Here is a 12,457-nt window from a genome sequence, read left to right on the forward strand (position 1 = left end):
ACATATCGGCTTTACACCGAGCAGGGCTTGCAGGTTCGCACGAAGAAGCGGCGCAAGCTGCCCAGACGCGACCGTGTTGCGCCTCAAGTGCCAGAAAGGCCGATGCAACGATGGTCCTTGGACTTCGTCAGCGACCAGCTTGCTGACTGCCGTCGGTTCCGTGTGCTGAACATCGTGGACGACCACAGCCGGTTTTGTCCTGGCCAGATTGTCGATGTGTCGATCCCCGGAGCACGCGTCGCCCGGTTCCTCGACGACCTGGCGCAGCGCGTCGGCTTGCCAGAAGAGATCATCCTGGCCAACGGGCCCGAAGGCACCAGCAAGGCCATGTTCGATTGGTCCGAACGAACGGGTGTCCGATTGAGGTTCATCGAGCCAGGGAAGCCCGTGCAAAACGCCTTCGTGGAGAGCTTTAATGGCAAGTTCAGAGACGAATGTCTGAACCTTCACTGGTTTCGATCACTACGCCATGCGCGCGAGGACATCGGGCGATGGCGAAACCACTATAACACCAANTCTCGCGTACCTTCACCATCTTCGTCATACGCACCATCCAACGAATAGTCGCGCGGTGGCCCCGGCTCCCAAGGAGAGCCATCGTTATTTACAATCTTAAAGCCGCCGCCGAGGGGCTCGATCCGAGTTCCACTCGGTGGCGTCCACCCTCCCAGGCCCTCAATAGTATGGGCGACCCACGACTCATAATTCAACGAAGTGACCCGGCCATTCGAAAATTCCTGGTAATAACGCCCATCCGCCAACAGATAGCCTGCGACTTGGGTCGGAAAGAGTACATCAAGAAGGTTCAGTCCTGGCCTGTCACTATCGGATCTAAAGACATTACGAGCGTCGAAGCCAAAATCGTAAGCAGCGTCACCTCGGGTGTCGAGTTCTTGAGCTACATTTGGGTGGATTGCAGTAGAGTAAATATCAATTAGCTCTCCTGAGGAGGAGTAGTAATAGGTCATAGAAGTCCAGCCATAACGGCCCGTAGCGAGATACGTTGTTATAAAGATTTCGCCGGTTCCCGGATTAAGGGAGATGGTACCGCCAGCCGTTCCAGGATCTGAAAAAACATTCTTCAGTATATCGTCGCGAAGGGTTAGTCCAACCTCAAAGGAACCTGACCCGGGCCTTCCTCTTAATGAAATAAAGACATCCAGATGGGGGTCCGATACGGAGGCGTTTATACGTCCACCAACAACACCAACCCTCATATAAATTTCTGCGTCTAGAACAGCGTAGCTCTGTGACTCTTCACTCCAGGCCAGTGTGAATGGCACATCATCCACGCCGGGAAGTAAATTTGTATCTGGAATATGTTCAGAGCTAAATGTTGGGCCCTCAATTCCTCCCAACCCGACCAAGATTCACTATTAAAGTTATATCTGTTTTCATAGCTCCCAAAGACACCAACGTCGGCGGCGACATAGAATTATGTGGAAATCTCTCCTAATCGATAGATCCGTGTGCCATCTTGCTCAACCGACAGCCTGTTTCCATAACTGACTCCCGGAATAACGGGTACAATTGTACCATCGTAAAGCGTCTGATACTCACTCATCTATTGTACCTTGCTTCTGCTAACCATCTGGGAAAAACGAGCTCAATATGCCACCATAATAGGTCATAATCTTGACGCACTGAGTAGACGAGAAGATCTCTGTCGTCGACCTCATAGGGTCAGGACCCATTGATTTTTGGGTGGCGGCATGATTCACGGTTCAAAAAACGAGCGGTGAACATGTCTGATCTTTTCTGGCTAACAGACGTGCAGATGGCGCGTCTTGAGCCCTTCTTCCCCAAGTCACACGGCAAACCCCGCGTCGATGATCGGCGTGTGTTGAGTGGGATTATCTTCATCAATCGCAATGGTTTACGGTGGCGCGACGCGCCTNGGTTAACACCCGTAAACCTGCGGGTCTTGGCGGAGTCCTGAGTCGCTTCGGGTTTTTCCCTCAAAAAGCGTGGATTGGCGCGTTATTCAACCGCCGCGCGTCTGCACGAACTATCCGACATCCGGATCGGGCCGGCAGGCAACGCGCGCTCTGGCTCAGATGCCGTCGAGGAAATCCATCACCGTATCGAGCGTTTCGCGCCAATGCGGCTCGGTCTGCGTGAGGATATGATTGCTGGAGGGCACCTCCACGAACCGCGCCCCGGGGATGGTGTCTGCCACGGCCTTTCCGTGGTCCACTGGCACGGCTCGATCCCCGGAAGCATGCAATACGACGGTTGGTATCTCGATCCGTGGAAGGAACGAGCGGAAATCGAAATCCGCGATGGCTTCGATGATCTGCACCGAAACATCCGCCCGGATCGTGTCGCGCATGTGGTCGTAGAGCCAGCCGGTGTCGATGCCGGTCTTGTCCGGCAGGACGGCGTCGAGGGTGAGCTTCCGGAACACCGGCTCTTCGGCGTCCCAGCCCAGCCGCGCGATGGCTATGATGGCCTCGGTCCGCTCGGTCGTCTCGCCCCATTCGGGGTGGCGCCAGCCGGTCGATGTAGCGCCATAAAGCGCAAGCCGGCTGACGTGGCCCGGGTTGTGTTCCAGGTATTCGAGCGCCACAGCACAGCCATGTGCCATGGCGAATAGCGCAAAACGGTCCAGCTCGGCCGCCTTCGCGACCGTCTCGATATCGCGGGCGAAATCGCGCAGGGTCGTGCCTTCGATCTCTCGCTCAGAAAGGCCCATGCCGCGATGGTCGAACTGGATCAGCGTAAAGCGCTCGGCCAGCGCCTGCACGATGCGGTTGTTGAGCGGATTGGCGTGCCCGCGCCCCAGATGCCCGATCCAGCTGACCGATGCGATCAGGGGCGGCCCGGAGCCCATGCGCGACCAGGCGATGCGAACCCCATCGGGTGTCGTGGCGTAGCGCACCGGATAGGGCTCGAAGATTTCCGTTGCGGCGACGGCGGGACCTGTTTCGGGCTTCCCGCTTTGCAAGCCCGCCTTTTTTAGTGCATCCGCGTAGGCGGGGCCCAGATCGGTCTTGAACGGCTGTCGCGCGACCGCCGCGTCAACGTCGTGATGCGGCAGGAGCCCCATGAGTGCCGCGGCGGCGCGCCGGGCTTCGACCAGGCGGTCAAGGCTCGCGAGGGAGGCGCATTTCATGCGGTGCCCGGACGGGTGGTCGGGACTGAGCGAGATAAGTGCGCGGGCGGAGTCCAGCGCGCCTTCGAAATCGCCCAGGCCGAATTGCGCAATGCCCTTGCCCGTCAGCCACAATCCGCGCCGCCGGTCATTGGGGCTGAGCTGCATCGCCCGGTCGAAGGCGGCCAGCGCCTCCTCGTAGCGGCCGGAATAGGCAAGGACCCAGGACTGGCAGCCATAAGCCATGGCCGAGGCCGGATCGACGTCGATTGCCTTCCCGGCGCTCGCGACAGCCGCATCGAAACGGCGCAAGGTCAGCTTGCAGATTGCGAGAATGGACCAGGCCCAGCTGTCGTCAGGTGACAGGGCCAGGGCTCTCTCTGCGTCGCGGGCGGCAGACGCAAGGGACAGCTCCGCGCTGTCCGACCAGTCATACTTGTAGTCCCACAGATGCGTCATCGCGAGGCCGGCATGGATCCTCCCCGAACCGGGTTCGAGGGACAGGGCTCGGCGGAAATGCGACCGTGCCGCCGTGTTCGCGCTCTTGTCGGGGGCCGCGATCAGGTGCTGGCCCAGGACGAATTCCTGCCAGGCGTTGCGGTCGTCCCGCTCGATCGCCTCGGCCTTGATGCGTTCGGCTTCGAGGAGTTCGGGCAGGACCGTCGCCGTGACAATGGTCGAGATTTCGTCGAGAAGACGGAACAGTCCGTCATATGCCAGATCGTGGCGTGAGACATGGATATGCAGCGCGGGCTCGGTGTCGGTCAGTTGCAGGTGCAGCCGAACGTCATCTCCGTCGCGAAAGACGCCGCCTTCCACGAGGTAGGTGGCGCCCAGTTCGCGGAAAGGATGCCGGGCCTCGGGCGGAAGCTCGAGAAAGGTCCGGACGCGGTTTCGGGCGACCATTGGGAACCACCGGGTCCGGGCAAGGGCCGCCATGACCTCCTCGGTCACGCCTTCGCTCAGGCCCTGCGTGTCAGCGGTATCGCCCACGATCTCGAAGGGCAGGACGATGATCGCGGGGGCCCCTTCGACACGCGGTCTTGCCGGGGACACGGCATCCCGCATGGCCTCGCCGACGACCACGGGGGCCTCGCGTTCCTCGACCTCGGCGCGAAAGACGAACCCACGGCCATGGCGCGTCGCGATGACGCGCTGTTCATCGCCCGAGTCGCCTACGAGGCGCCTTGCATTCCTGACCAGAGTCGAGAGGGCCGCGTCTGACACCACACGATCCGGCCAGAAGGTTTCGTGCAGCATGTCCTTGGTCACAAGTTGCCCGCGATTGCGGATCATGTGGATCAGGAACTCCAGCGCCTGCGGTTCGGCATCGATCGCGCCCTCGGGACCGGAGAGCTGGAAGCGGTACGTGTCGATCGTGAACTGTTCAAACGCATAAATCATTTGATGTCATCAAAGCTTGCAAAGGCCGGAATTCGTTTCAAAACCGAAGATATCAGAAACACCGAGGCATTGCTCAGGATTTGCTCAGGGGTCTGTCAAGCTTCGCTGTTCCGGATGGATTTATGTGCTTCTTGCGTCGCTCTGCAAGCGCAACCCATCAAGGAGCAACCATCATGAAACGCATCATTGCCGGGCTTGCGGTCGCCGCGGGCACCGCGCTGCCGGTTTTGGCCGAGGAGCATCGGGTGACCATCCGGGGCATGGCCTTTGAACCCGCCCTGCCGGAGATCGCGGTGGGCGATACCGTGACCTTCGTCAACACCGGACGCATGACCCGCACGGCATCTGCAATTGTCCGTGGCCTCGATGCCGGACGGGAAGGTGCTGCCGCCTCCCACACGGGCCGGATCGATCCCGACGCGGCGGTCCGTGTCCCCATCATCCGCACCGGCGCCGCCGACTATTTCTGCAGCGACCACTCGTCGATGCGGGGTCGGATCGTCGTGAACTGAGCCCCGGAGCCCGAACATGCAGAACCTCATGATCCTCTGGCGTGCGTGGTTTCTCTCGCCCGTGGAGGACACGTCCGGGCGCGGGTCGCACCGATCCCGTCACCCCGCGCGAGAGCATCGCGCGGCCATCCTGGCCATCCTGGCCCTCAAATCACATGAAAAGGAAATGAAATGCTGAAACATCTGCTTGCAACTACCACTGCACTGACGCTTGCGTCCGGTGCCGCCATCGCGGACAGCCATGTGGGTGCCGTGAAGATCGGCGTCCTGATGGGCTTCACCGGGCCTGTCGAGTCGCTCACGCCCGACATGGCGGCCTCCGCCGAGCTTGCCTTCGATGAAATCAACGCCTCGGGCCTGTTCCTGGGCGGTCGCCGGATTGAAGCCGTTCGCGGCGATAGCACCTGCGCCGATGCCTCCGCCGCCGCCGCGGCTGCGGAACGGCTGATCGGCGATGGTGTCGCGGCCATCCTTGGGGCCGCCTGTTCCGGGGCCACGACGGCCGTTGCCATGAACGTGGCCGTGCCCAACGGGGTGTTGGCCGTGTCGCCTTCGGCCACGAGCCCGGGTCTCAGCGATATCGAGGATCGGGGCCTGTTCTTCCGCACGGCACCCTCCGACGCCCGTCAGGGCGAAGTGCTGGCCGAACTGACCATGGCGCGCGGCATCGACGAGGTCGCTGTGACCTACACCAACAACGACTACGGTCAGGGCCTCGCCGACGCCTTCACCCGTGCCTTCGAGGCGCTTGGGGGGCGCGTGACGGTGTCTGCCGCCCATGAAGACGGACGCGGCGACTATACCGCCGAGGTCTCGACCCTCGCGGCCTCCGGCGCATCGGACCTGCTGGTGATCGGCTATGTGGACCAGGGCGGTCGCCAGATTATACAGACCGCGCTCGATCTGGGCGCCTTCGAGCGGTTCATCCTGCCCGACGGGATGATCGGCGACACGCTTCTGGCGGATCTCGGCGATCATTTGGAAGGGTCGTTCGGCTCGGTTCCCGGTTCGGACGGTGATGCCGCCGCGCGTTTCGATGCGATTGCGGCGGAGGCGGGGATCACCGGCATCGGTCCGTTTCGTGGCGAAAGCTATGACGCGGCTGCGCTGATCGCGCTGGCGATGCAATCGGCGGGCTCCGCCGAGCGGGGCGAGATCGCTGCGCACATGGACCGCATCGCCAACGCCCCCGGCACGCCCATCGGCGTCGGTGAACTGGCCGAGGGCCTCCGTATCCTCTCGGAAGGGGGGGACATCGACTATGTCGGCGTTTCCAATGTCGAATTCGACGCCGGCGGCAATGCCTCGGGCACCTTCCGCGAACTCGAAGTCAGGGGCGCGGCCTTCGAGACCCAACGCGTCTGGTAGTCGCAACCTCAACCGCCCCGCCGAAGTCATCGGCGGGGCGCCATGTGGAAATAGTGATATGACATACCAAGCAGCTATTCTTGAAACACCGATCATCGAAATTCGGCGCGCCACTTTGGCGGACCGTCCGGCCCTCGAGGAGATGAAGGAGCGTTCGATTTCGACGCTCCTCGATCCGCTCATGACGCCCGAGCAACGCACGGAGATGAGACGGATCACGCCCTTCGATCCGGCCCTGATAGAGGACGGCACCTACTATGTCGCAACAGTGAACGGCTGGATCGCGGCCAGCGGTGGCTGGTCCCGTCGCGCCGCCCTGTTCAGTCCGAACGGGCGGGGTACAGGCGACGCCCCGATGCTGGATCCGGAAACCGACGCCGCCGGCATTCGCGCCATGTACACGAATCCCGACTTCGCCCGAAAAGGTCTAGGCTCTCTCGTCTTGTCTACGGCCCTGGCCGCCGCACGTCTTGCTGGATTCCAGCGTGCACAGCTTTTGGCGACCGTGGCGGGCGAGCGGCTATATCGCGCGGCCGGGTGGCGTAGCGACGAACAGGTCATGGTTGGCTCGGGTGATGGGGCAGTCGTGCCCGGCTACCGAATGTCGCGGGATATCCGATGAAGGTCTTCTACACACCGTTGCCCCGGGGCCACCAGCCGTCCGGCCAGCTCCGCGAGGATGGGATGGTCGCCCGGCCATGGCGCAGGTCCCGTTATCGATGGAGGCACGGAAACATGGAGCAGACCAGTGTTTGCAAGGGATGCGCAGGTTGCTTTCCCGATATCGATGGCCCGGTCCACGATACCCTCACCGTGTCGGCGGGCTGTTGGGCGCGGTTCGGACAAGCGCTCGCGCTGCAGTATTCCGATCACCGCTTCTGGCCCGCGCATCAACTCCTGACCGATGCCTACGTCCTTCAGCACAGCAGGAGTGACGACCGGCGCAGCATCCGCTCGGCGCATGTGCATCTCGCTGCGCTCTACGCCCAACTTTGCCTTGGCCAGACGGAAGCGAGGGTCATCGCTCTGCGGCGGGCGCTTTCGGAGTTCGACTTCAAACCGCTTGGGCACCCTTGGCCGACTCCAGGCCAATCCATCCTGGCCGTGGATCTCTTAGCGCCGGATCAACACCAGATGACGGTAAACGCCTATGCTTGGCGCGTCCTGGAGGATTGGCGACCATTTCACGAACTCGCGGAGAGGCTTTGCAAGGTGTGACCATGACGAACTGCGGTTCTTTCAGTCCATGGCGACGACGGCTCACCAAACCTCGGGTGCTGTCGGCCGGTGATCGTGTGGCGATCGTCACACCGTCCTGGGGCGGTCCTGCCTGTTTCCCGCACAGGTTCAACGCCGGGATGCGGGTCCTTGCCGAGGAGTTCGGGCTTGACGCCGTGGTCATGCCGAATGCCTGCAAGCCCGCAGACTGGCTCGACCGGAACCCTGAGGCGCGGGCCGACGATGTCATGCGGGCCTTCGCCGATCCGTCCATCTCTGCCGTGATCGCCAGCATCGGCGGTGACGATTCCGTCCGCCTGATCCCCTGGCTCGATCCGCGCGTGATCGCTGAAAACCCCAAGGCGTTCATCGGCTATTCGGATGCGACCGTTCTGCACTTCGCCTGTCTCAAGGCCGGCGTGACGAGCTTCTACGGCCCGACCGTCATGGCCGGATTCGCTGAAAACGGCGGGATGCATGAGCTCACCAAAGCCGCGCTGCGCCGGATTCTGTTCTCGACCTCCGCTCCCGGCCCGCTGCCGCGCAATACCGAAGGCTGGACGGACGAACGGCTCGACTGGGCCGACCCCGCCAACCAGACGCGCAAACGCCGCCTGAACGCACCCGGGCCGCCACGGCTCTGGCAGGGGTCGGGGCGGGTGCGAGGGCCTCTGATCGGCGGCTGTGCGGAGGTGCTGGAGATGATCAAGGGGACCGAGCTCTGGCCACCCCTTCACCGGTGGGACGGCGTGATCCTGTTCTACGAGACATCGGAAGAGGCGCCGCCCCCGTCACTCGTCGCGCGCTGGCTGCGCAGCTACGGCGCGCAGGGTATCCTCGCGAGGATTGCTGGCCTGATCGTCGGGCGCCCCGGTGGCGGTGTCGCGCCCACCCGGCATGACGAATACGGCGCCGCGATTGCCAGGGTTCTTGGGGAGTATGACGCAGGGCACCTCCCCCTGATCACCGGCCTAGATTTCGGCCACACCGATCCGATGACCGTACTGCCGTTTGGCATAGAGGCTGAGGTCGACTGCGACGCTGTGTCGGTTTCGCTCGTGGAGGGCGCTGTGACCGATCGGGCGCCGCTGGCGGAGGGGCGCGCATGAAACATGACCCGACATACAGACCGCCTGTCCTGTTACTCCATGGCCTCGGTGGAACCGGCGAGACGCTTCGCCCGATCGCACAGGCGCTAGAGCGGCGCGGTTTCAGTGTCACGCACCCGACACTGGCGGAGGCACACCGACGTGCCACCTTGTCGGGGGCCGGGATGACCTCCGGATTGGCCCATATCGGGCTCGACTTCCTGCTCGACGAGGCGCGGACCTACGCCAAGCGGATCGCAGCGTGTGGTACACCGCCCATCATTTGCGGCCATTCCAATGGCGCGCTCCTCGCGCTCGCTCTGGGGTCCGACGATCTCGCAGCCGGTGTCGTTCTGATGGCCCCTGCTCCGCCGCCTTCGGTCGGGACCGGAGTGCCCCTCTGGCTGCAACAACTGTTCTTCCGCCTAGCCTTCGGCGCAGGCTGGCAGCGCGGCGTTCTGGACCTCGGCGCGGCCCGCCGTCTGGACCCGGACCCGCCGTCGCCCGCGATCGCCCGGACACTTCTGCAAGATAGCGGTCGGGTCCTGTCGGAGGCTGCGGCGCTCAGGCCCGGAAGTCGGTTCGACCCCGATCCGCCGCTCGAGGTGCCCTGCGCGGTGCTCGCCGGTGACAGGGACCGCATCGTGCCAATCGAAACCGCGCGCCGGATCGCAGCGCGCTACAGCGCGGAGGTCCACGTCTTCCAAGGGGCCGGTCATTGGTTTCCGGCCGAGGAATGTCGGGCACGAGAGATCGCCACCCGTATCGCGCATTTGGTCGGTTCAGCACTTCCATATACATTCGAGGTTCCGTCGGCATGACCCCTTTGCCCGCATCAGACCGGCGTCAGAACGCCTTGGGAAGCCTCTGGATGGTGGCGTCCATGCTGGCGTTCTCGGTCGAGGACGTCTTCCTGAAACTGGCCGGGGCATCGCTGCCGGTCTCCCATGTCATGGTCGCTTTCGGCACTCTTGGCATGCTGGTCTTTGCCTTGCTCGGCCTTTGTCGCGGGCAATCCCTCGCTCCGCCCGGCTTCATGCATCCCAGCATGATCCTGCGCTTCTGGTTCGAGGTTTTCGGGCGCCTGTTCTTCACCCTCTCACTCGTCCTGACCGCGTTGAGCTCCACGGTCGCCATTCTGCAGGCGACACCTCTCGTCGTCGTGGCGGGTGCGGCGTTCGTCTTTGGCGAGCGGGTGTCACGTCTTCGGTGGCTGGCCATTCTGATTGGACTCGTCGGTGTGATGCTGATCCTACGCCCGTCGGCCGAAGAGTTTTCCGCGATGTCTTTCCTCGCCGTTCTGGGGATGCTGGGGTTGGCGTTGAGGGACCTCGCCACGCGCGCCGCGCCGCGGGCGATCCCGAATGCCGTGCTCGGCTTCTACAGTTTCGCCTCGGTCGTGGTAGCGGGCCTTATCTATTCGGTCTGGGAAGTTGAGCCGCCTGGGCTCCCCGAGATCATCCACCTGCCGGTTCTGGCGGGCGCGGCGCTGGCGGGGGCTGCGGGCTACATCGCCCTGACCGCGGCGATGCGGACCGGCGATGTCTCGGCGGTCACCCCGTTCCGGTATACGCGGCTGATCTGCGGTGCGATCGTCGGGGTCGCCCTGTTCGGAGAAACGGCGGACGCGGTCGATGTCCTCGGGGCCGCGCTGATCATCGCCGCGGGTCTGTTCATCCTGTTGAGCACTCAACGCGCGCCGGGGGTCTCGATGCTGGCCGGACAACACGACCTGGAGACAGGGGCGAAAAAGCCATGAGCACTCATCAACACCTGGATGACCTCGGCATGATGCGCATCGAAAGCCGCATCCAGATCTACGCGCCGCCCGAGCTTGTCTGGAGTGTCACCATTGGCATTGACGGCTGGCCCACATGGTCCCCGACCGTGCGCGCGGTGCATGGCCTGGACGGCAATCCTCTCACCAATGGAACCCGGTTCCGGCTCAGTCAGCCCCTTCAGCGGGCCAGGCTTTGGCAAGTGACGCGGCTGGAGCCGCCGGTCCGGGCGGAGTGGGAAACCGTCGATGCTGGGCCGCCCTTTCGCGCCATTCATGAGGCGACGCCGGAGGCTGATGGAACCCTTTCCTTCCTGGGTCTCGTTGCAAAGCGCCCGCGCGGTATCCTTTCACCTGCCGCCGCGCTGGCCCTGCGAACCGCGCTCGCAGTCGAGAACCGGGCGTTAAGGCGACGGTGCCTGAGAGTGTCCGGGAATCGGAGGCTCGCCTCATGAAACTGGCGAGCCTTTACGATGGCTGCGCCAGAGCATGGACTGCATGGATTTTTGGATGTCATCTCCAGAGCGGAGAAAACCCATGACCCAAAGTGTCCACGCGCGCACCGCAACGGGCGCCGCCATCCTAGCTATTGCCTCCATCCTCTTGTAAGACGCAGCCGTCGCGGCCGGCTCGGGCATGACTTGGGAGGAGCCACTTCAGACGATCCTCAAGTCGATCGAAGGCCCGGTTGCGAAGATCTTTGCCGTGATCATCATCATCGTCACCGGCCTGACGCTGGCCTTCGGCGACAGTTCGGGCGGGTTTCGGCGGCTGGTGCTGATCGTTTTCGGCCTTTCCATCGCCTTCGCGGCCTCGAGCTTCTTTCTGTCGTTCTTCTCCTTCGGCGGCGGGGCGCTGATATGATGGAGAACCCCACTGGCATTCCCGGCTATTTCGCACCCGTGCACCGCGCCCTGATCGATCCGATCCTGCTGGCCGGTGCGCCGCGCACCATCGCGATCGCCAACGGCACTCTCGCCGCCGCCATCGGGCTGGGCCTACGGCTCTGGCTCGTGGGCCTCGCACTTTGGCTGGTCGGCCACCTTTTCGCTGTCTGGGCAGCAAAGCACGACGCGCAGATCTCAGAGGTGGCGCGACGGCATCTCCGGTACCCCTCCTGGTTCGGGGTCTGAGCAGATGATGCGTCTGGCCGAATACCGCTCCAAATCCGCACTACTGGCCGATTTTTTGCCCTGGGCTGCATTGATCGCGCCCGGCGTCATCCTGAACAAGGACGGCAGCCTGCAACGCAGCGCGGTTTCGGGGGCCGGATTTGGATTCAGCCACGCCCGCCGAACTGGTAGCCACATCGGCCCGGCTGAACAGCGCGCTCCGGCGGCTTGGCTCCGGCTGGACTGTCTTCGTGGAAGCGCAGCGGATCCCAGCGCAGGACTACCCCGCCTCCGAGTTTCCCGATCCGGTCTCGGCCCTTGTCGATGCCGAACGGCGCGCGCAGTTCGAGGAAGCGGGTGCACATTTCGAGAGCGCGTATTTCCTGACGTTGGTCTGGATGCCGTCCGCTGACGACGCGAGCCGCGCCGAAGGCTGGCTGCTCGAAAACGCCCCGGATCGCAGCACCAAACCTCAGGATCTTATCTCCAGCTTTGTCGGCCGCGCCGACCGGCTGACCGATCTGCTCGACGGGTTCATGCCGGAGATCGCCTGGCTCTCCGATGAAGAGACCCTGACCTACCTGCATTCAACCGTTTCGACCCGGCGCCCACGCCTCCGCGTGCCGGAGGTGCCGATGCATCTGGACGCGGTGCTCGCCGATGACCCGTTGGTCGGTGGGCTTACACCCCGGCTCGGGGCCGCACATCTCAAGACCCTGAGCATCATCGGGCTGCCAAGCGCCACCTGGCCCGGACTGCTCGACGAGTTGAACGCGCAGGGTTTCGAGTATCGCTGGTGCACCCGCGCGATCTGCCTCGACAAGACGGATGCCGACGAAGCCAAGTTGAAGGCCGCCGAGAAGATATCGTGCAGGGGCGCGATT

Annotated in this window: 12 protein-coding genes and 2 pseudogenes; 13 read left to right on the forward strand and 1 reads right to left on the reverse strand. The window is 63.3% G+C overall.

All coding sequences use genetic code 11. From position 1 onward, the window contains the following. Both D9R08_RS18165 and D9R08_RS18170 read left to right on the forward strand, forming a co-directional pair. Positions 1–564, forward strand: a 564-nt coding sequence (locus tag D9R08_RS18165; RefSeq protein WP_147450726.1) for an integrase core domain-containing protein, incomplete at its 5' end; no start/stop codon positions are given. Positions 565–1,744: 1,180 nt separating this feature from the next. Beyond that, positions 1,745–1,897: pseudogene (locus tag D9R08_RS18170) on the forward strand (transposase); the annotation flags it as partial. Between the two features lie 156 nt (positions 1,898–2,053). Here the strand turns inward: D9R08_RS18170 and D9R08_RS18175 are convergent. After that, positions 2,054–4,498, reverse strand: a complete 2,445-nt coding sequence (locus tag D9R08_RS18175) for an alpha/beta fold hydrolase (protein ID WP_121899551.1) — start codon at positions 4,496–4,498, stop codon at positions 2,054–2,056. A 173-nt stretch (positions 4,499–4,671) separates the two neighbouring features. Here D9R08_RS18175 and D9R08_RS18180 point away from each other — a divergent pair, with 173 nt between their 5' ends. The 11 genes and pseudogenes from D9R08_RS18180 to D9R08_RS18235 form a co-directional block, all read left to right on the forward strand. After that, positions 4,672–5,010 carry a plastocyanin/azurin family copper-binding protein gene (locus D9R08_RS18180; protein ID WP_158599046.1) on the forward strand — a complete coding sequence of 113 codons (339 nt, stop codon included), beginning with the start codon at positions 4,672–4,674 and terminating at the stop codon, positions 5,008–5,010. 171 nt (positions 5,011–5,181) lie between these two features. Continuing rightward, positions 5,182–6,378 (forward strand): ABC transporter substrate-binding protein, encoded by a 1,197-nt coding sequence (locus tag D9R08_RS18185; protein WP_121899553.1) that lies wholly within the window; start codon positions 5,182–5,184, stop codon positions 6,376–6,378. 58 nt (positions 6,379–6,436) lie between these two features. After that, on the forward strand, positions 6,437–7,000 hold the full coding sequence (locus tag D9R08_RS18190) for a GNAT family N-acetyltransferase (protein ID WP_158599047.1): 564 nt from the start codon (positions 6,437–6,439) through the stop codon (positions 6,998–7,000). Between the two features lie 113 nt (positions 7,001–7,113). Next, the gene (locus D9R08_RS18195; RefSeq protein ID WP_147450728.1) at positions 7,114–7,596 is read left to right on the forward strand and encodes a DUF5946 family protein; all 483 of its coding nucleotides are present in this window, start codon (positions 7,114–7,116) and stop codon (positions 7,594–7,596) included. Positions 7,597–7,598: 2 nt separating this feature from the next. Then, positions 7,599–8,705 carry a S66 family peptidase gene (locus tag D9R08_RS18200; RefSeq protein ID WP_121899556.1) on the forward strand — a complete coding sequence of 369 codons (1,107 nt, stop codon included), beginning with the start codon at positions 7,599–7,601 and terminating at the stop codon, positions 8,703–8,705. Further along, the gene (locus D9R08_RS18205) at positions 8,702–9,505 is read left to right on the forward strand and encodes an alpha/beta hydrolase (protein WP_121899557.1); all 804 of its coding nucleotides are present in this window, start codon (positions 8,702–8,704) and stop codon (positions 9,503–9,505) included. Before D9R08_RS18200 ends, D9R08_RS18205 begins: the two co-directional genes overlap by 4 nt. Next, entirely contained in the window at positions 9,502–10,443 is a 942-nt protein-coding gene (locus tag D9R08_RS18210; RefSeq protein ID WP_121899558.1) for a DMT family transporter, read from the forward strand. The genes D9R08_RS18205 and D9R08_RS18210 overlap by 4 nt, the downstream gene beginning before the upstream one ends. Beyond that, on the forward strand, positions 10,440–10,916 hold the full coding sequence (locus D9R08_RS18215; RefSeq protein ID WP_121899559.1) for an SRPBCC family protein: 477 nt from the start codon (positions 10,440–10,442) through the stop codon (positions 10,914–10,916). Before D9R08_RS18210 ends, D9R08_RS18215 begins: the two co-directional genes overlap by 4 nt. A gap of 181 nt (positions 10,917–11,097) precedes the next feature. Continuing rightward, positions 11,098–11,325, forward strand: a complete 228-nt coding sequence (locus tag D9R08_RS18225; protein WP_121899561.1) for a TrbC/VirB2 family protein — start codon at positions 11,098–11,100, stop codon at positions 11,323–11,325. Beyond that, the gene (locus D9R08_RS18230) at positions 11,325–11,594 is read left to right on the forward strand and encodes a VirB3 family type IV secretion system protein (protein ID WP_121899586.1); all 270 of its coding nucleotides are present in this window, start codon (positions 11,325–11,327) and stop codon (positions 11,592–11,594) included. Before D9R08_RS18225 ends, D9R08_RS18230 begins: the two co-directional genes overlap by 1 nt. A 4-nt stretch (positions 11,595–11,598) precedes the next feature. Next, a pseudogene (locus tag D9R08_RS18235) lies at positions 11,599–12,406 on the forward strand (conjugal transfer protein TrbE); the annotation flags it as partial. Positions 12,407–12,457 lie beyond the last annotated feature (51 nt).

Source organism: Rhodophyticola porphyridii (assembly GCF_003688285.1).
Taxonomy (GTDB): Bacteria; Pseudomonadota; Alphaproteobacteria; order Rhodobacterales; family Rhodobacteraceae; genus Rhodophyticola; species Rhodophyticola porphyridii.

Bases quoted from the DNA above. Each gene is read 5' to 3' on its own strand.
- D9R08_RS18190 (WP_158599047.1), top strand. From the start codon at position 6,437: ATGACATACCAAGCAGCTATTCTTGAAACACCGATCATCGAAATTCGG.
- D9R08_RS18230 (WP_121899586.1), top strand. From the start codon at position 11,325: ATGGAGAACCCCACTGGCATTCCCGGCTATTTCGCACCCGTGCACCGC.
- D9R08_RS18185 (WP_121899553.1), top strand. From the start codon at position 5,182: ATGCTGAAACATCTGCTTGCAACTACCACTGCACTGACGCTTGCGTCC.
- D9R08_RS18225 (WP_121899561.1), top strand. From the start codon at position 11,098: ATGACTTGGGAGGAGCCACTTCAGACGATCCTCAAGTCGATCGAAGGC.
- D9R08_RS18215 (WP_121899559.1), top strand. From the start codon at position 10,440: ATGAGCACTCATCAACACCTGGATGACCTCGGCATGATGCGCATCGAA.
- D9R08_RS18200 (WP_121899556.1), top strand. From the start codon at position 7,599: ATGACGAACTGCGGTTCTTTCAGTCCATGGCGACGACGGCTCACCAAA.
- D9R08_RS18195 (WP_147450728.1), top strand. From the start codon at position 7,114: ATGGAGCAGACCAGTGTTTGCAAGGGATGCGCAGGTTGCTTTCCCGAT.
- D9R08_RS18180 (WP_158599046.1), top strand. From the start codon at position 4,672: ATGAAACGCATCATTGCCGGGCTTGCGGTCGCCGCGGGCACCGCGCTG.
- D9R08_RS18210 (WP_121899558.1), top strand. From the start codon at position 9,502: ATGACCCCTTTGCCCGCATCAGACCGGCGTCAGAACGCCTTGGGAAGC.
- D9R08_RS18205 (WP_121899557.1), top strand. From the start codon at position 8,702: ATGAAACATGACCCGACATACAGACCGCCTGTCCTGTTACTCCATGGC.
- D9R08_RS18175 (WP_121899551.1), bottom strand. From the start codon at position 4,498: ATGATTTATGCGTTTGAACAGTTCACGATCGACACGTACCGCTTCCAG.